Below are 18,772 nucleotides of genomic sequence, written 5' to 3'. Positions count from 1 at the left end.
CCTCACTCGATGCGCTGTACCTTGGGGCGCGGGTTGTGGCCTTCCACCTGCAGGTACCAGCCGCTCAGCTTGCCCGGCGTGATCAGCACCTTGGCGTTGGAGACGGGCTTGCCGATGTGGTACTCGCCTTCGGTGACGCGCCAGCGCTGGCCGTTGGCCAGGTTGAACACCATGCCCTGCGACCAGCCGCGCAGGTCGCCCTTCACGGTACTGGAAACGGGTTCGATGCCCTTCTTGCCGAACCAGGTGCCCAGCACGCGGGTCTCGCTTTCCTCGCGGGCAGCCTCGACGACGGCCTTCTGGTTGTCGCGAAGCAGCGTGTTCAAGAGGCCCAGTTGCTCGGCGGAAAGCTGGTCCAGCCCGGTGGCCTTCATCTGGTCGGCGGTCAGCCGCTTCTCGATCTCGACGTAATCGCTCGCGGCGCGCGCGGGCGCGGCGATGAAGAGCAGGGTGGCAACGGCAACGCAAAGCAGCAGGCGCATGGCGGGCTCCGAAAGGGCGGAACTTACTTGACGCGACGGACCGACGCGGCGGTGTTGTAGCCCTCGATCCGCAGGTACCAGTTGTTGCCCACGCGCGACGGCGTGATGCGAACGCCCGGATTGGTCTTGCGCACGCCGGCCAGGGAGGCGTTGTCCACCTGCTCCCACACCTGTCCGTTCTGCAGCGTGTAGTCGCGGCCCTTGCCGAAACCGCGGAACTCGCCTTCCAGGGTGCTGACGATGGGCTCCTCGCTGCCGAAGTCGAAGAAGCCGCGGGTGGCCAGCTGCACTTCCTTGCGGCCTTCCTGCTTGGCGACTTCCACCGCCACCGCGGTTTCCTGCACGACCTTGCGCTGCAGCCAGGCTTCCAGCGCGGACAGTTCCGTGGCGGAGAGCTTTTCCAGGCCGGCTGCCTTGAATTCGGCCTCCGTCATCGAGGCGCGCAGGTTGCCCGTGCGCGGATCGGGGGCTGCGTCCTGCGCGAGCGCGGCGCCGGCGGTGCAGAGCAGGGCGGCGGATAGAATCCAGCGGACCATCATCGTGGCTGTTCCTGTGGACGACAGGCCGGTAGTGTAGTCGCATCCGGCGTCGTTGGACGCCGTCCCCCGTGAGTCCATGAACGCCCCCGCCCCCGACATCGCAACGCTGCTGCAACGGCCTGCCGCCGCCGCGCTGCCGCCGGCATTGCGGCAGGCGCTGGCCGGTGCGCTGGCCAGCCCCGGTGCCGCGGACGCGGCGCGCGACGCGATCAGCGTGCTGGCCGATACGCTCGACACGCTGGCCGCACTGTCGGCCGATGGCGAGGTGATCGCCGCCGCCATCGTGTCCGCACTGCCCGGCGTGCAGGCGGCATTGGGTACGTCGCTGGCCAAGACCTATCCCGGCGTCGCCGACCTGGTGGACGGCCAGGCGGCCGCGGCGCAGGTGTGGGCGCTGCACGCGGAGCAGGCGCGCGGCGCCAATACCGAGGGTCTGCGCCGGCTGCTGCTGGCGATCGTGCGCGACCTGCGCGTGGTGCCCATCCTGCTGGCCCGCCAGCTGGCCCGCATGCGTGATGCCGCCAGCAGGCCGGAAGCCGAGCGCATTGCGCTGGCGCGGTTGACGCGCGACATCCATGCGCCGCTCGCCAACCGCCTGGGCATCTGGCAGCTGAAGTGGGAACTGGAAGACCTCGCCTTCCGCCACCTGCAACCGGATACCTACAAGCAGATCGCCGCGCAGCTGGACGACAAGCGCACCGGTCGCGAGCGCTACATCGCCGCGGTGATCGCGGCGCTGCGCCAGGCGCTGGAAGAGCACGGCATCCGCGCCGACATCAGCGGCAGGCCCAAGCACATCTACAGCATCTGGCGGAAGATGCAGCGCAAGCAGGTCTCGTTCGATGAGCTCTACGACCTGCGTGCGGTGCGCATCGCCGTGGATGACGTGGCGGCGTGCTATGCGGCGCTCGGCATCGTGCATGCCCTGTGGGTGCCGATTCCCAGCGAATTCGACGACTACATCGCGCGCCCCAAGGCCAACGATTACCGTTCCCTGCATACCGCGGTGGTCGGCCCGGAAGGTCGCACCCTGGAAGTGCAGATCCGCACGCACGAAATGCACGCGCAGGCCGAACTGGGCGTGGCCGCACACTGGCGCTACAAGGAAGGCGGTGGCGACAAGGCGTTCGATCGCAAGATCGCGTGGATGCGCAGGTTACTGGACGGCGCGGCGGAAGGCGCCGGCGGCGACAGTGCGCTCGCCGGCGACCTGGATGCCGAACTGGTCGAGGACCGGGTCTATGCCCTGACGCCCAAGGGAGAGGTGGTGGACCTGCCGCGGGGCGGCACGGTGCTGGATTTCGCCTACCACGTGCACACGATGGTCGGGCACCGCACGCGCGGGGCCAAGGTCAATGGCCGCATCGTGCCGCTCAACCATGCCCTGCGAAGCGGCGACCGGGTGGAGATCCTCACGGCAAAAGCCGCAGAGCCGCGCCGCGACTGGCTGATGCCGGCCAACGCGTTCCTCGCCAGCGGCCGTTCGCGCGACAAGGTGCGTGCGTGGTTCCACAAGCTGGACCGTGCCCGCAACCTGCAGGCCGGGCGCGAGTTGCTGGAAAAGGAACTGAAGCGACTCGGCCTGCACCACGCCGACCTCACCGGCGTGGCGAAGAAGTTCCATGCCGACAGCATCGACGACCTCTACATCCAGGTCGCGTTGGGCGACGTGGGGCCGCACCAGGTCGGCCGCGCGCTGCACGAAGAGCAGCGTGCCGCCACGCAGCCCGCGGCCCCGGCCCTGCCGGTGCGGCGCACGCCGAAGCGCGCGCCGTTGCCATCCAAATCCAAGTTCACCGTGCAGGGCGTCGGCAACCTGCTGGTCCAGCTGGCACGCTGCTGCCAGCCGGTGCCGGGGGAACCCATCGCCGGCTACCTGACGCGCGGCCGCGGCGTCACCGTGCACCGCGCGAACTGTGCATCGTTCATGCGGATGGCCGCGAGCAATCCACCGCGCGTGCTGCCGGTGGAATGGGGACAGGCCGGCGGCGGCTACGAGGTCGACGTGCAGATCACCGGCATCGACCGCAAGTGGCTGCTGAAGGACATCACCACGCTGATCGCACAGGAAGATGCCAACGTGCTGGACATCAACAGCCAGAACTCGCGTTCCAGCGGACGCGTCCATCTGCGCCTGCGGTTGAAGGTGGCGGATTTCGGCCAGCTGTCCACGCTGCTGGGCAAACTGGATGCGTTGCCGGGGGTTGAAGAGGCACGACGTTCAGCCTGAGTGGTTATGCTGTCCGCGTGACCCACGATCAGGAAACCCGGACCCTGGGGCAGGGACGTCGCATCGAACCCACCTTTTCCGGTGGCCCCGTCCCGTTGCGCGATCCCGAGCGTCGCCCGCCGGTACCGACCTGGCGCGATCGTCGCACGTGGCGCTGGGCTATCGCCGTGGCGGCGGTCCTGCTGGCGTTGGTCATCGCCCTGCGCGGGCCGCTGGCGGATGCGGTCTGGCCGGACACGCGCGTGCAACAGTTGTTGGACCAGGCTGATCACGCGCTGCAGAAGGGGCATCTGGATGCCGCGGACGGCACGGGCGCGCGACAGCTGTTCGAAGCCGCACAGGCGCTGGACAACGACCGCAGCGAGGCCATCACCGGTCTGCAGCGGGTGGGGCAGGCGGCGTTGAAGCAGGCCGGCCTGGCATTGCAGAAGAACCGTTTCGACGAGGCGCGCGCCATGCTGTCGCTCGCACGCGAGCTGCAGGTGCCGCGCGCGCAGGCCGATGCCATCGCCGGGCGGTTGCGCGCCCGCGAAACCGAACACGCCGGGCTGGATGCCTTCCTGCAGGCGGCGCGGCAGGCGCAGGATGCGGGTCGCCTGCAAGGCACGCCCGACGCCGCCTTGCCGCTCTACCAGCGCGTGCTCGCGCTGCAGCCCAACCATCTTGCCGCACTGGAAGGACGCGAGGATGCCTTGACCGACCTGCTGCAGCTGGCGCGCCAGCAACTGGCGCGAGGTCAGGTGCAGGAGGCGGCCACGCTGGTTGCGCAGGTGCGCGAATACGATGCAGGCCACGTGGACCTGCCGGAGGCGCAGGCGGCCCTGGCGCGCGCACTGGACGCGAAGCGCACGCAGGCGGATCGCGATCTGCGGCGTGGGCGCCTGGCGCAGGCCCTGGCCGCGTACCAGGCGGTCGCGGACCTGTCACCGGATGACGTGCGTGCACGGCAGGGCATCGAGCAGGTGGGCATCGCGCATGCGCGCATCGCCATCGGCAAGGCCGCGGATTTCCGTTTCGACGAGGCCCAGTCCGAGCTCGCCCTGGCCCGCACGCTGGCTCCGCAATCCCCGCAGATCGCCGAAGCCGAACAGCGCATCAACCGTGGCCGGCAGGCGCAGGCACGACTGGATTCCAGCTTGCCCGCGCGCGAACGTGATCGCCGCGTCCGCGCGCTGCTCGCCCAGATGGTGCAGGCCGAAGCACAGGGCCATTGGCTGACGCCTCCCGGCGACAGTGCCTACGACAAGCTGCGTGCCGCGCAGGCGCTGGCGCCGGATGCGCCGACGGTCCGCCAGGCAGCGGCTCGGCTGCTGCCGGCGGTGCGCCAATGCTTTGAGGAAGAGCTGCGCAGCAACCGCATCCGCCGCGCACAGGCCTGCCTGGAGGCCTGGCAGACATTGCAGCCCCGGGACACGGCGCTGCCGGACGCCCGGCAGCGCCTGGCCGAGAAGTGGGTTGCGGTTGGCAGCGAGCGGTTGGGTGCCGGTGACATTGCATTCGCGCAGCAAGCGTTGGCCGAGGCACGACGTCTCGATGCGCAAGCATCGGGACTGGACGCCTTCGCTGAACGCGTAAGGACCGCCAAGGTCGGGCAGACGCCTTAGTCTTTCGTGCGGCACGCACCACGAGCGACCGAGGAAGTGTGATTGTGAAAGCACACATCTGCATTGTTCGATGATCTAGCATCAACGCACGCCCTTGGCATGGAGCCTCTATGCGTGCATCGCTGATCGCGGTTGTTCTCTCGGCAGTTTTTTCGTTGACGGCCTGCGCGCCGTTCGAAAGTGATGCCGGCTCGCGCCCGCCACAGACCAGACTCAATCCCCATCCTGTGCGCGCATATCGCGTCACGCTGACGCTCAAGGATGCGCCGGGGTCTTTCCGCGTAGTGGAAGGGATCGTCGACTACACCGCGAAATACCGGGACAACCCTGCGAGAACGTGCGGGTACATGGCCGGAGGCGTGGGTGCGTTCATTCCCTTGAGTAGCAGTGAATCCTTCGAGCTTAAGAAGGTGGCCGAAGACACGTATGAGGGCATCGTTCATGCGGACGGAATGCTCGACGAGGACTACTACGGTGAAGGCGTCTGCCACTGGGAAATGATCGAAGTCAGGGCGCGCTTGAAAGCCAACCACAACCGGACCGACACCCGGTTCGCGCCGTTCATGCAAACGACGCCTGACATGATGGAGAGGTCGGAAACTCGGTACTACTGGAAGGGGAGATATCCGCGGGCAGGAATGGACGACTTTGTCGAGTTTGGGGATACAGACAAGAGTGAGATCAGGGAGGAGTTGCGGGGTCAGCTTTTCACCATGACCTTGAACCTTAGGAGGATTGAATCGTGAGCATTGCATGCCGGCAATATGCGGAGGTAGCTGCAGATGCGTGCGTTGAACGCATGCTTGGTTTCATTCGTCCCCAAGGTGAGAAACCGGTAAACATTGAGGGCGCCCAATTTAAGGTGCTGGAACACTACGACAACCCACAAACGGGGTACCAGGGCACCATCTATCAGCGCTCGGATCCGGGCGAGATCGTCGTTGCCCACAGAGGTGCCGAGTTTGACCGCGAGCCGAAGCAGGATGGGGTGGCCGATGGCGCCATGGTCGTGGCGCGCGTCAATGTGCAGGTGCCAGAGGCCATTGCCCTGACGCAGCGCGCGCTTGAGCGGGCAAGGGAAATCGGTGCGCTCAAGGGACATGCCCCCGAAGTCACCATCACGGGCCACTCGCTGGGCGGTACGCTGGCGCAGATCACCGCGCATCGGTTCAATCTGCGCGGCGAGGCGTTCAATCCCTACGGTGCCGCGAGCCTCAGTGTGAATTGAAAAGCACACATCTGCGTAGTTCGATGATCTAGCATCACCGCACGTCCTAGGCATGGAGCCTCTATGCGCGCATCGCTGATCGCGGTTCTACTGCCCTGTGCGATTTCTCTTGCGTCCTGTACGCCATCAAGGAGCGATACGGATTCCTCCAGTTCTCATGCGCGGTCAGGACCGCTGCGCCAGCTCAATTCCTCCCCCCTACAGGGATACCGCATCCGGTTGACGATCCAGGATGCGCCCGGCCCGCTTGTGCTTACGGATGCCACAGCGCAGTACGACGTCGTCAATGAGGTTCAGTGCGGGAAGCAAAGACCGACGGGTGGCCTGTACCGGATGGCCAGCAATGAGGTCTTGCCACTCCGCAAGGTGGACGACGTGACCTACGAAGGGGTCGTCTATCTCGACCAGATCCTGGATGGAGACTACTACGGGTATGGGGCCTGCAAGTGGGAGCTATCCGAGGTACGGGCGGGACTGAGCGCCACGGGGAGCACAGGCGAGACGCGCTTCGCACCCTATTTTTCTAGTGAGTCTGTGCAGTCTCTTGATTCCGAAACGAGGTATTTCTGGAAGGCAAGATATCCACGTTCAGATGTGGATGATTTTACCTCATTCGGAGAAACGGACAGAACTAGGATCAAGAGTGAACTGCAGAATCAACTCTTTACGATGACCTGGAGCGCAACGAGGATGGAGGTGTCGCCGTGACGATCTCATCACGTCTCTATGCGGGAATTTCCGAGAGTTCCTATGACAAGCAGCGCCTTCCGGGAATCCGATTGGGCGGCGAAGAGGAAGAAGTCATCCTGGATGGAGTCAAGTTCAAAGTTCTAGAGCACTACGACAATCCCAAAACGGGTTACCAGGGCACCATCTACCAGCGTGCGGACACGGGTGAAATCGTCGTTGCCCACAGAGGCACCGAATTTGACCGTGAGCCGAAGCAGGACGGCGTGGCCGATGGCGCCATGGTGATGGCGCGCGTCAATGCGCAGGTGCCGGAGGCCTTGGCGTTGACTCGGCGCGCCATGGATCGTGCGAGAAGTCTTGCTGACGAACTGGGTGGTATGCCCGAAGTCACCGTCACCGGCCACTCGCTGGGCGGCACGCTGGCGCAGATCACCGCGCATCGGTTCAATCTGCGCGGCGAGGCGTTCAATCCCTACGGCGCCGCGAGCCTCAAATACGGCGTGGCCGACGGCGGAGACCGCTTCATCAACCATGTGATGGCAGGCGATACCGTGAGTGCGGCCAGCCCCCAGTATGGACAGGTCCGCATGTACGCCACGCCCGGCGAAGTGTCGGCCGTGACGGTGGCGGGGTACGGCCGGTTCAATCCGCTTCCCGACAATCCCCTGCTGGCCACCGCCCTGACCATGGGCGCGGCCAGGTCGCACAACATGGACAACTTCCTGGACATCGACAGCAAGGGGATGCCCGATCGCTCTGTGCTGAGCGATCCTGCCAGCCGGCAGCTCGCCGATGACCATGCCGCCACGTTCCGCGCCTACCGCGACGACGTACGCCTGATGCGGGGCGGCATGAGCATGGCCGGTGATGCCTCGTTGAACATGGCGCAGCGCCTGGTGCCGGTTCCCGAAAGCCGGAGCGTCTCTGACGGTCCCAGCTTCCGCGATCAGTGGGCCGACCTGCCCCGGCAGATGAAGTCCGGCAACAGTGCCGACCAGTCGGTGGGTGTGTTGCGCGCGCCGCCGGCCCATGCCGGGCCCGACGAGCTGTTCCAGCACCTGCACGCCAGCCTCACCAGCGGAAACCAGGCCACCATCGACCGGGGCCTGTCGAACATCGCCGCATCGGATATCGGCCGCGAGTTCCGCGACCGGATCAACGCCCGGGCGGACGAACGCGAGCAGCGCGATGCCGCCGCCATGGCCGAAGCGCAACAACAGGAACAGCAGCGCGCCACCCAGATCGCGCCGCGCAGCCATTAAGGAAAGGATTCATCGGGAGATGGACATGGAGAAACTTCAAACCCTGTTGCTGGAGACAGCCGATGTGCTCGAACATTTCCGCCGCCAGAGCGAGCAGGCAAGTCAGCGCCACCAACTGAGCGCGCAGCAGCTGCAGGACGTCGCCGACACCGTGCCGAGCCTTCTCCGCGATGCGGCCGACGTCAGCTTTTCCACACTGTCCACTCAGATACGGCACGAGGTCGGCAAAGGCTTCGAGCAGGCCGCCGATACCGTGCAGCGCACGATGCGTGACGCCGGCCAACAGATGACGCGCGACACCGAACAGTCCCGGCAGGTGGCCGAACAACTGCAGCGGGTCAGTCGCGCACTGTGGATCTCGACGGCGTGCTCCATCGCCCTGTTGCTGACGGCCGTGGGCGCCGGCGCCTGGTTGTCGGGTCACTACTACGACGAGATCCGTCGCAACCAGATTTCGGCCGAACTGCTGCGTGCCTACGACGCGGCGGACGTCACCCTGTGCGATGGCAAGCTGTGCGCCAACGTCGATGCCGGCGCCAAGGGTGTGGGTGACGAGCGGCAGTACAAGCCCGTGCGGTCCCGGGCGCCTTGACGGCGCACGGACCCGCCTAGCGCAGGAACACGCGCTCCACCACCGCGCGTGCAGCATCGAGCGAGAAGTGCTTCCGGACGTTCTCGCGACCGTTGGCCGACAGGCGGCCCCACAGCACTGCGTCGCCGTACAGGCGCACCACTGCGTCGGCGAAGGCGTCCGTAGTTTCTGCGACGAGCACATCATGTCCGTCGCCGAGATGCATGCCTTCGACCGCGCACGGCGTCGCCACCACCGGCTGCCCGTGCGCCATGCTCAGGTTCACCTTGCCCTTCACACCGGCCCCGAAGCGCAGCGGTGCGACCGCCACGCGCGCGCCGTCCATGTACGGTGCGAGGTCCGGTACATGACCGTGAACGGTGATGCCTTCCTCCTGCTGCAACGCCTGGACCTCGGGTGGAGGATCCGCGCCGATGCAATGGAAGAGGATCCCCGGGAGCTGTGCGCGGATGAGCGGGAAGATCTCGCGCCCGAACCACAGCGCCGCATCCACGTTCGGCGGATGGCGGAAGCCGCCGACAAACACCAGGTCTTTCCTGGTTTCGTACGCCAGGCCCGGTACCGGCAGCTCATGCAGGTTGGACAGCACGTCGACGGTGGCGGTGGCCGCATCCTTGGCCAGCAGGTCGCGCTCCACCGTGCTGACCACCAGGGTCACGTCGGCCTGTTCCATCAGCGCGAGTTCGCGCTCGCGCGTGCGCTGCGCCGAATGCAGCAGCGTTCTGTCGCCCGCGAGTTCCGCGCCCCGGATCTCACGCAGGTAGTGCAGATCGACGGTGTCGAACACCACCCGCGCCTGCGGCGCATGGCGTTTGACCAGGGGAAGGAATTCCGCGGCGACGTAGTGGCGCGACAGCAGCACGACGTCGAAGCGACGGCCATGTTCGCGCAGCCAAGCGGGTGCGCTGCCCGCGAAGGGCGCATGCCAGACTTCCACGCCATGGCGGCGAAGCGCCTCGGTGTCCGCGCCCGCCGCACGCAGGTCGGCCGGCAGGAACACCACATGGGCACCCGCATCCACCAGCAGCCGCATCAGGTTGAACATGCGCAGCGACGCCGAATCGTGGTGGCGTTTCGGCGTTTCCGTATCCACCACCAGCACCTGCCGGCGCCCCGCCGCCAGCGACGCCGGCGTGGGTAGAGTGCCCGCCGCCGGCTGTGATGTCAGCGCCTGCGCCCATTTCTCCGCGAAGACGTGGCGGTTGCGCACCTGATAGGCCTTGGTGCCGCTGGCCAGGTCGGTGCCCGAGGTGATGCCCTCCAGGTGCACGACACGCGATGCGGGCTGGTAGAGGACGCGCCTGCCGCTCGCACGCACGGCGAATGCCAGGTCCGTGTCCTCGTAATAGGCGGGCGCGTAGCGCGTGTCGAAGCCGCCCAGCGCACGGAACACCTCCGCAGGCACCATCACGGCCGCGCCGGAACAATAGTCGGCGTCGCGCACGCTGGCATAGCGCGGGTCGTCGGGGGCATCGAAACGCCCGTAGTTCCAGGCGGAACCGTCGTCGAACACCACGCCGCCAGCTTCCTGCAGGCGTCCGTCGGGATAGATCAGCTGGGCACCCACCAGCCCGGCGTCGGGGCAGGTGGTGAAGGTGTCGAGCAGCGCGTCCAGCCAGCCGGGTTGCGGCACCGTATCGTTGTTGAGGAACACGATGAAGCGGCCGCGCGCGCGCGACGCGCCGTCGTTGCAGGCGGCGATGAAGCCGCCGTTGGCGGCACGCCGGTGATAGTGCAGGCCGGTGATGGCCGGCATCCACGCCGCGGTCTCGTCGCTGGAGCCGTCATCGACGACGATGATTTCGCAGCGGGCGGATGGGGGATGCGCGGCCAGCGCGCGCAGGCAGGCCAGCGTATGGCCTGCCTGGTTGTAGACGGGAATCACGATGCTGACGTCGGGCGCGTCGCTGGACGGCACGGTGAAGGGGGCGAAGGGCAGTGCATCCGGGAAGAACAGCGCGCCCGGCGGCAATCCTTCGACTGGCCGGAGCTGCCGTTTGACGCGTGACCAGGTGGCCTGCAGGCCGCGCGTACGCAGGCTGGCCATCCCCCGGCGTAGCAGCCCGCGCGTGCGTTCCAGCAGAAACCGCACTTCGGCCCACGACATCGACATTCCGTTGCAACTCCAGCTGAGTAGGGGGTGCACGGGCCCGGGCGCGGCACGGATGGCTGCGCTAGACTCGCCCGAATTCCCATTGTCGCATCCCCTGTGGCCCACAACGACTACGACGAAGACCAGGACGAAGACGACATCGACGACGGCGGCGCGCCCGTGTGGCGCCAGCGGTTGCTGACCTGGGGCCTGGCCGCGGTCGGGCTGGGGCTGGGGTTCCTGATTCCCTATACGCTGTACCTGAATCACCAGGTCACCGAGCGTTTCGGCGAGCTGCGCTGGCAGATTCCCACCCGGGTCTACGCGCGTCCCCTGCAGCTGGCGCCCGGTCTGGCGATGGATGCGCAGACGCTGAAGACCGAACTGGATGCGGCGGCATACCGGGATGACGGTGCCGGCACGCGGCCGGGCACGTACAAGCGCGAGGGTGGCCGCTTCACCATCTCCAGCCGGGGATTCATCGACGTGGATGGGCGCGTGGCGCCGCGCCAGCTGCAGGTCAGCCTGTCCGGTGGCCGCGTGGCCGTCGTCCGCGACGTGGTCCGCAAGCAGAACCTGAAGGCCGCGCGGCTGGACCCCGCGCGCATCGCCACGCTCTACGGCCAGAAGCAGGAGGAACGCAGGCTGGTGCGGCTGGAGGAAGTGCCCGACCTGCTGGTCACCGGCCTGCAGGCCGTCGAGGACCGCGACTTCAAGGACCACCATGGCGTGGACCTGTCCGGCATGGTGCGCGCGGCATGGCTGCTGGTGCGTTCGGGCGGCGACACGCGCCAGGGCGCGAGCACGCTGACCCAACAGCTGGCGCGCAGCGGACTGCTGGGCATCGGCAAGGAGCAGACGCCGACCCGCAAGTTCAACGAAATCCTGTACGCATTGATCCTGGAGGCGCGTTACGACAAGCGCACCATCCTGGAGGCGTATTTCAACCAGGTATACCTGGGGCAGCGTGGCAGCCAGGCCATCCACGGCGTGTCGGCGGCCTCCGAATTCTGGTTCGGGCGTGATCTCGACAGCCTGACCACCGAGCAGACCGCGCTGCTGATCGGCATCGTCAAGGGGCCCTCGTACTACGACCCGCGCCGCAATCCGGAGCGCGCGCTGGCCCGCCGCAACCTGGCGCTGGACAAGATGCACGAGACCGGCCTCATCGACGATGCCGAACACGCGCGCGCCCGTGCCGCTCCCCTGGGCGTGACCAAGACGCCGGGCATGGCGGCGGCCAACCGCTTCCCTGCCTACGTCGACCTGGTGCGCCGCCAGCTGGCACGCGATTACCCGGAAAGCGCTCTGCAGGGCGCAGGGCTGACGGTGTTGACCGGCATGTCGCCGTCGGCGCAGGCCTACGCAGAAGCGTCGGTGACGCGCACGCTGAAATCGGTGGACAGCAAACGCCGGCCGCCATTGCAGGTGGGCATGGTGGTGACCGACGTCCATGACGGCGACGTGCTCGCCGTCGTCGGCAGCCGCAATGTGTCGGAAGTCGGCTTCAACCGTGCCGTCGAGGCACAGCGGCCGGTAGGCTCGCTGCTCAAGCCGTTCGTCTACCTGCTGGCGCTGGCGCAGCCCGAGGAGTACTCGCTGGCGAGCTGGGTGGACGACTCGCCGGTCACCGTGCAGCTGGGCAAGAACAAGCGCTGGTCGCCGACCAACTCCGACCGCCGCAGCCATGGCAGCGTGAGGATGGTCGACGCGCTGGCGCAGTCCTACAACCAGGCCACCGTGCGGGTGGGCATGAAGGTGGACCCCGACCGCCTGGCGCAGCTCATCCGCGTGCTGGCCGGCATCCAGGCCGAACCGAATCCCGCCCTGATCCTCGGCGCCACCGACCAGAGCCCGTACGCGATGGCGCAGCTGTACCAGTTCCTGGCGTCGGGCGGCGAGATCCAGCCGCTGCATGCCGTGCGCGGCGTGCTGGACCCCGACGGCAAGCTGCTCAAGCGCTACGACAAGACGCCCGCGCCGGCACAGGAAGGCGACTCCATCGCGGCCAACCTGATCAGCGTCGCGCTGCAGCAGGTGGTCGCCAACGGCACCGGACGGCAGCTGCTCGGCGATGGCCTGGGCCGCCTGCAGTCCGCCGGCAAGACCGGCACCAGCAACGATGGCCGCGACAGCTGGTATGCCGGCTACACCGGCGACCATCTGGCGGTGGTGTGGATGGGCAACGACCAGAACGAGCAGACCGGCCTCTACGGCGCCACGGGCGCGATGCGCGTTTGGTCGGGGCTGTTCTCGCGGCTGCCCAGTGCGCCGTTGAAGGTGTCGGGCAAGGGCCTGGACTGGCAATGGGTCGTCGGTGCCAACACCACGGACCCTGGCTGCCCCGGCGCCCGCCAGTTGCCGTTCGTGTCGGGCTTCGCGCCGCCGCATGCCACCTGCGTGGTCGAGCAGCCGCTGATCGATGGCGAAGAAGAAGAGGAAAGCGGCGGCTGGCGCAGCTGGTTCGGCCTGGACAGGAAGGACGAACCCTCACCGCCCCCCGAGAATGAGACCCCCCCGCCTTCGCAATGATCATGAAGTCCGAAAACCTCCTGGTGACGCTGGCACTGGCCATGCTGCTGTCGGCCTGCGCCACCCCGAATGGACCCGGCAGCACCCCGCCGGCCGCCACCGATCCGGTCACCCCCGAACAGCGCGTGGCGGCCATCCGCGTGGCGGCGGGTGCCGACGACCGTGAACTCGCCGTGCAGCCGCTGCGCGATCCCCAGGTGGAAGACCTGCGCGAGAAAGCCGGGCGGGCCACTGCGGCGCGCGACTACGCCACGGCGGCCGACGCGCTCAACCAGGCACTCATGATCGTTGGCGACGATCCGGCGGTGTTGCAGGAGCGCGCGGAAGTGGCGCTGCTGCAGCGCGACTACGCGCGTGCCGACACGCTGGCCCGGCGTGCCCACCAGTTGGGCTCGCAGGTGGGCCCGCTGTGCCGCCAGCACTGGGAAACCATCCGCCAGGTGCGCCAACACCAGCGCGCCGTGCTGCCGCCTTTGCCCGCGCGTCACAGCCCCGAGGTGGCCGCGCAGCACGCGGCGCAGATCGCCACGCAGGATGCCGCCATCGCCGAAGCCGAGCGGCAGCGCGATGCCTGCACGGTGCCGGTGATCGAGCGCATGTGATCCCCCTGCGGCGGGTCCGGACACGGCGCACCGCCCGACGCGGTACCCTTGTTCCCGCCTTCTGCTCCCCGTTCCCCCGATGTCCCAGCTAGCCCAGGCCAGCCGCGAAGCCCTCAGCGAGGGCGGTGCGCTGGCCACCCGCCTCGACGCCTTCGCCCCGCGCGCCGCCCAGCAACGGCTGACGGCCGCGATCGCCGATGCCTTCGACGCGCGTGACGTGCTGCTCGCCGAGGCCGGCACGGGTACCGGCAAGACCTTCGCGTATCTGGTTCCCGCGCTGCTGTCCGGCCTGAAGACGATCATCTCCACCGGCACACGCGCGCTGCAGGACCAGCTGTACCACCGCGACCTGCCGCGCGTGCGCGATGCACTCGGGGTGGCCGGGCTGAAGTCCGCGCTGCTCAAGGGGCGCAGCAACTACCTGTGCCGCTACCGCGTGCAGCAAGCCAAGGGCGAACCGCGCTTCACCAGCCGCGAGCAGGTGGACCAGTTCCAGCGCATCGTCGCGTGGAGCGGCCGCACCCAGTTCGGCGACATGGCCGAGCTGGCCGCGCTGCCCGAGGATTCGCCGCTGCTGCCGCTGGTCACCTCCACCATCGACAACTGCCTGGGCACCGACTGCCCGTTCTGGGAAGACTGCTTCGTGGTGCAGGCCCGCCAGCGCGCGCAGGCCGCCGACGTGGTGGTGGTCAACCATCATCTGCTGCTCGCCGACCTGGCGCTGAAGCAGGAAGGCTTCGGCGAGATCCTGCCGGGGGCGCAGGCCTTCGTCATCGACGAAGCGCACCAGCTGCCGGAGCTGGCCGCCAACTTCTTCGGCGAAGGTTTCGGCATGCGCCCGCTGCAGGAACTGGCCCGCGACTGCCTGGCCGAATGCAAGGACGTCGCCGGCTCGCTGGCGGCGCTGCAGCCGCCGGTCCGCGTACTGGAGCAGGCACTGCGCGAACTGCGTGCCGCGATGGAAGGGCTGCCGACGCGGGGCACGCGCGAGCGTGCCCTCGGCAAGCCGGAAGTCGACAGCGGCTTCAACGCACTGACCGCCGCGCTGGCCGACCTGTCCGCGGCGCTGGCGCCGCTGGCCGATACGTCAGTGGGCCTGGAAGCCTGCGCGGCGCGCGCCACCGAGTTCGCCACCCGGCTGACGCGCTGGCATGACGATCCCGGCGCGGGAAGCGCCTTCAACGAGGCCGCTGCCGCCACCCACAACGACGTGCTGTGGTACGAGCTGACGCAGCGTGGCTTCCGTTGCCAGCGCACGCCGCTGGACGTCTCCGGACCGCTGCGCCAGCACCGCGAGCAGTCGCGCGCCGCGTGGGTGTTCACCTCGGCCACGCTGGCGGTCGGTGGCAGTTTCGAACACTTCGCCACCCGGCTGGGGCTGGATGATCCGCCCACGCTGCTGCAGCCCAGCCCGTTCGACTGGCCACGGCAGGCACTCTGCTACCTGCCCACCGGCCTGCCCGATCCCAATGCGTTCGGCTACGGCACCTCGCTGATCGAGGCGCTGTATCCGGTGCTGGAAGCCTCCAAGGGCCGCGCCTTCCTGTTGTTCGCTTCGCATCGGGCACTGCGCGAAGCCGCGGAAACGCTGCGCGATGCGCCGTGGCCGCTGTTCGTGCAGGGTGAGGCGCCGCGTGCCACGTTGCTGCAACGCTTCCGCGAGTCGGGCAACGGCGTGCTGCTGGGGGCGGCCAGCTTTCGCGAGGGCGTGGACGTGGTCGGCGACGCGCTGAGCGTGGTGGTGGTGGACAAGCTGCCGTTCGCGGCGCCGGACGATCCGGTGTTCGAGGCGCGCCTGGAAGCGGTGCGCCGGTCCGGCGGCAATCCGTTCCGCGATGAGCAGCTGCCGCAGGCCGTGATCGCGCTGAAGCAGGGCGTGGGCCGGCTGATCCGCAGCGAGACCGATCGCGGCGTGCTGGTGCTGTGCGATCCGCGCCTGACCGGCAAGCCCTATGGCAGGGTGTTCCTGGACTCGCTGCCTCCGTTCTCGCGTACCCGTCGCGTGCAGGACGTGCAGGCGTTCTTCGGCGTCGCGCCAGGGGCCGACGATGGCGACGAGGCGTCTGCCGCATCCGACGCGTCCGACTGGTATGCCGCCGCGCGCTTCTGATCGTCGCGCGGGTATGCTGACGCCCGCATCCCGTCCACCCACGGCCGAATGGCTGGTCATCCCGACTCCCGAATGAAACTGCTCGCCTTCGAAACCGCTACCGAAGCCTGTTCCGTCGCCCTGTATGTCGACGGCGCGGTGCGCGAACGTTTCGAGGTGGCGCCGCGCCGCCATGCCGAGCTGTCACTGCCGTGGGCCGAGGCGCTGCTGGCCGACGCCGGCATCGCACGGGCCCAGCTGGATGCCATCGCGCTGAGCCGTGGACCGGGCGCGTTCACGGGGGTGCGCCTGGCCATCGCGCTGGCGCAGGGCATCGCGCTGGCACTGGACCGGCCCATCGTGCCGGTATCCACGCTGGCGGTGCTGGCCGCGCGCGCGGAGGGCACACGCATCCTGGCCGCCATCGATGCCCGCATGGGCGAGATCTACGCCGGCACCTTCTGCCGCGTGGGCGATGCACTCGAAGCCACGTCGGCGGAGACGGTGGTCGCCCCTGCCGAGTACGACCTGGCCGGCACCGACGCGGACTGGCACGGCGCGGGAACCGGGTTTGCCGCCGCGGACGACGTGCTGCAGGTGCGGCTTGCCGAACGCTTCACCCACATCGATGCCATGGCGTTGCCGCATGCCGCCGATCTCGCGCACCTGGCGGCTGCGGCTTACGCGCGCGGCGAAGCGATCGCCCCGGAGCTCGTCGAGCCCGCGTACCTGCGCAACAACGTCGCGCTGACGCTGGAAGAACAGAAGGCATTGCGCGCCGCGCGCCAGTAAGCGGGATAGAAGCAAGCGGCGGGGGCGTGGCGCGAATCCGCGTTACGCCACCTGGACGAAACTACTCGTCCCGCACTTCGCCGCCGGGCAGGAAGTTCCAGGTGCGGGTGACGTGCAGGATGTCCACGTTCTCGCCGGTGTCCGGAAGGGGCGGGAACGGCTCGGACAGTTTGACGATGCGCAGCGCGGTGGAATCCAGCAACGGGATGCCGCTGGACTGGATGATGCGCGTCTGTTCGACGCTGCCGTCCCTGCGCACCGCCACGCTGATCACCAGCGTACCCGCCAGCCGCTTGCGGCGGGCTTCGTCGGGATAGTTGAGGTTGCCCACGCGCTCGGCGCGGTCCACCCACGCGCGCAAGTAGTTGGCGTACGCGTATTCCCGCGTGCTCGCCGAAACGAACTTGCGCTTGGGGCGCTTGGCGTACAGCTCGGAGCGCAGGTGGTATTCCGCCGCCAGCCGCGCCATCTCCGCGTCGCGCTGCACCTTGCGTTCACCCTGAGGCAGTTCCGGCTGGTCGGGTTGCGGCCGGGTTTCCGGCGCGGGCGTTGTGGTATCGCTGTCGCGCGTGGTCACCACGCGGCTTTCCGGCGGCGGTACCGCCTGCGGGGTCTGGGCACGCAGGGGTTGTGGCGCCAGCCCGGTATCCGGCTGCGGAATCCACCCCGCCTGGCTGTCGCGCGGGCGCTTGGCCTTGTCGTGCTCGCCACCCCCTTCCTGGTTGGCGGCGGCCAGGAAATCGGCCTCCTTGGACGTCAGCGGCGTCTGTGTCTGGCTGAGGATCACATCCAGCGTAGGCATCACCGGCGCGGCGTCATCCAGCGCGAAACCCACCCCCAGCACCAGCAGGCCATGCACGATCAGCGAAAGCGCCAGCGTGGCGCCCAAGCGTTCGTTCGCGCCGATCTTCGGCGGGGTCACCGGTACTGCGGACATCTCAGGCGGCCAACCGTTTCTCGATGGCATCGAACAGCTGGCCCGCGATGTTCAGGCCGTACTGCGCATCCAGTTCGCGCACGCAGGTGGGGCTGGTGACGTTGACCTCGGTCAGGTAGTCGCCAATCACATCCAGCCCGACGAACAGCATGCCGCGACGCTTCATCTCGGGGCCCACCTGCGCCGCGATCCAGCGGTCGCGCTCGCTCAGCGGGCGGCCCTCGCCGCGGCCGCCGGCGGCCAGGTTGCCGCGGAACTCGTCGCCCTGCGGGATGCGCGCCAGGGCGTAGTCCACCGGCTCGCCGTCGACCAGCAGCACGCGCTTGTCGCCGTCCTTGATGCCGGGGATGAACCGCTGCGCCAGGGTCAGGTGGCCGGGGCCGACCAGGGTTTCCAGGATGACGTTGGTGTTGGGGTCGCCGGCCTTCACCCGGAAGATCGAGCGGCCGCCCATGCCGTCCAGCGGCTTCAGCACCGCCTCGCCATGCTCGGCGACGAAGGCCTTGAGCTCCGCCGGGTCGCGGCTGACCAGGGTGGGGGGGCAGCACTGCGGGAAGAGCAGGGCGGCCAGCTTTTCGTTGTAGTCGCGCAGGCCCTGCGGGTCATTGACGATCAGCGCGCCCGCCTGCTGGGCGATGCCCAGCACATGGGTGTCGTAGAGGTACTGGTCGTCCACCGGCGGGTCCTTGCGCATCAGCACCACCTGGCCCGGACCAAACGCCAGTTCGTGGACTTCGCCGAGCGTGTACCAGCCGGCCTTGTCGTCCCGGACCGCCAGCGGGGCGACCTGGGCCGAAGCCCTGCCGTCGCGCAGCGAGAGCCGGCCGGGCAGCACGTAGTACAGGCGATGCCCGCGCCGCTGGGCTTCCAGCAGCATGGCGAAGGTGGTGTCCTTGGCGATCTTGATGGACCCGATGGGGTCCATGACGACGACGACGTCCAGCGGCATGGGGGATGGTCTTGCGGGAGACGCGGGGATGTTAGCAGGCCGCGCGCGCGGCACTCGCCGCAGCGCTGGAACGCAGCCTTGCCAGTGCCGCCCGAAAAGTGCGACGCAGTTCGCATCGCGCCGTTCAGCTTGGGGGCCTGCCGGCGTGCGGC

16 protein-coding genes are annotated in these 18,772 nt (G+C 68.2%); 11 read left to right on the top strand and 5 right to left on the bottom strand.

Features of this window, described 5'->3' with window-relative positions:
- Positions 1-2: 2 nt before the first annotated feature.
- Together OVA13_RS09740 and OVA13_RS09735 are read right to left on the bottom strand one after the other, a co-directional pair.
- Positions 3-482 (bottom strand): hypothetical protein, encoded by a 480-nt coding sequence (locus OVA13_RS09740; RefSeq protein WP_267790293.1) that lies wholly within the window; start codon positions 480-482, stop codon positions 3-5.
- Between the two features lie 23 nt (positions 483-505).
- Positions 506-1,021 carry a hypothetical protein gene (locus tag OVA13_RS09735; protein ID WP_324288194.1) on the bottom strand — a complete coding sequence of 172 codons (516 nt, stop codon included), beginning with the start codon at positions 1,019-1,021 and terminating at the stop codon, positions 506-508.
- Positions 1,022-1,097: 76 nt separating this feature from the next.
- Between OVA13_RS09735 and OVA13_RS09730 the strand changes: the two genes are divergently transcribed.
- From OVA13_RS09730 to OVA13_RS09700, 7 genes are all read left to right on the top strand, one after another.
- Entirely contained in the window at positions 1,098-3,251 is a 2,154-nt protein-coding gene (locus tag OVA13_RS09730) for a RelA/SpoT family protein (protein ID WP_267790292.1), read from the top strand.
- 17 nt (positions 3,252-3,268) lie between these two features.
- Positions 3,269-4,855: a hypothetical protein gene (locus OVA13_RS09725; protein WP_267790291.1), complete on the top strand. Its 1,587-nt coding sequence runs from the start codon at positions 3,269-3,271 to the stop codon at positions 4,853-4,855.
- Positions 4,856-4,965: 110 nt separating this feature from the next.
- Positions 4,966-5,601: a hypothetical protein gene (locus OVA13_RS09720; protein WP_267790290.1), complete on the top strand. Its 636-nt coding sequence runs from the start codon at positions 4,966-4,968 to the stop codon at positions 5,599-5,601.
- Positions 5,598-6,083, top strand: coding sequence for a Tle-like phospholipase domain-containing protein (locus tag OVA13_RS09715; RefSeq protein ID WP_267790289.1), 486 nt, complete (start codon positions 5,598-5,600; stop codon positions 6,081-6,083). The genes OVA13_RS09720 and OVA13_RS09715 overlap by 4 nt, the downstream gene beginning before the upstream one ends.
- Before the next feature lie 219 nt (positions 6,084-6,302).
- Positions 6,303-6,791, top strand: a complete 489-nt coding sequence (locus OVA13_RS09710) for a hypothetical protein (RefSeq protein WP_267790288.1) — start codon at positions 6,303-6,305, stop codon at positions 6,789-6,791.
- Positions 6,788-8,035 (top strand): Tle-like phospholipase domain-containing protein, encoded by a 1,248-nt coding sequence (locus OVA13_RS09705; protein ID WP_267790287.1) that lies wholly within the window; start codon positions 6,788-6,790, stop codon positions 8,033-8,035. Before OVA13_RS09710 ends, OVA13_RS09705 begins: the two co-directional genes overlap by 4 nt.
- A 25-nt stretch (positions 8,036-8,060) precedes the next feature.
- On the top strand, positions 8,061-8,627 hold the full coding sequence (locus OVA13_RS09700) for a hypothetical protein (protein ID WP_267790286.1): 567 nt from the start codon (positions 8,061-8,063) through the stop codon (positions 8,625-8,627).
- A 16-nt stretch (positions 8,628-8,643) separates the two neighbouring features.
- On the opposite strand, the gene OVA13_RS09695 is transcribed toward OVA13_RS09700, so the two are convergent.
- On the bottom strand, positions 8,644-10,740 hold the full coding sequence (locus OVA13_RS09695; protein WP_267790285.1) for a glycosyltransferase: 2,097 nt from the start codon (positions 10,738-10,740) through the stop codon (positions 8,644-8,646).
- Between the two features lie 96 nt (positions 10,741-10,836).
- Between OVA13_RS09695 and mrcB the strand changes: the two genes are divergently transcribed.
- From mrcB to tsaB, 4 genes are all read left to right on the top strand, one after another.
- Positions 10,837-13,251 (top strand): penicillin-binding protein 1B, encoded by a 2,415-nt coding sequence (gene mrcB, locus OVA13_RS09690; RefSeq protein ID WP_267790284.1) that lies wholly within the window; start codon positions 10,837-10,839, stop codon positions 13,249-13,251.
- 2 nt (positions 13,252-13,253) lie between these two features.
- Complete coding sequence (locus OVA13_RS09685) at positions 13,254-13,853, top strand: tetratricopeptide repeat protein (RefSeq protein ID WP_267790283.1); 600 nt, start codon at positions 13,254-13,256, stop codon at positions 13,851-13,853.
- 79 nt (positions 13,854-13,932) lie between these two features.
- Positions 13,933-15,963, top strand: coding sequence for a DNA repair helicase YoaA (locus tag OVA13_RS09680; protein ID WP_267790282.1), 2,031 nt, complete (start codon positions 13,933-13,935; stop codon positions 15,961-15,963).
- A gap of 72 nt (positions 15,964-16,035) precedes the next feature.
- Complete coding sequence (gene tsaB / locus OVA13_RS09675) at positions 16,036-16,734, top strand: tRNA (adenosine(37)-N6)-threonylcarbamoyltransferase complex dimerization subunit type 1 TsaB (protein ID WP_267790281.1); 699 nt, start codon at positions 16,036-16,038, stop codon at positions 16,732-16,734.
- Between the two features lie 61 nt (positions 16,735-16,795).
- On the opposite strand, the gene OVA13_RS09670 is transcribed toward tsaB, so the two are convergent.
- Both OVA13_RS09670 and gshB read right to left on the bottom strand, forming a co-directional pair.
- On the bottom strand, positions 16,796-17,671 hold the full coding sequence (locus OVA13_RS09670; RefSeq protein WP_267790280.1) for an energy transducer TonB: 876 nt from the start codon (positions 17,669-17,671) through the stop codon (positions 16,796-16,798).
- Position 17,672: 1 nt separating this feature from the next.
- Positions 17,673-18,620, bottom strand: a complete 948-nt coding sequence (gene gshB / locus OVA13_RS09665) for a glutathione synthase (RefSeq protein ID WP_267790279.1) — start codon at positions 18,618-18,620, stop codon at positions 17,673-17,675.
- Positions 18,621-18,772 lie beyond the last annotated feature (152 nt).

Source organism: Pseudoxanthomonas sp. SL93, assembly GCF_026625825.1.
In the GTDB taxonomy this organism is placed as follows: domain Bacteria; phylum Pseudomonadota; class Gammaproteobacteria; order Xanthomonadales; family Xanthomonadaceae; genus Pseudoxanthomonas_A.
This window is presented reverse-complemented; position numbering and strand designations above follow the sequence as displayed.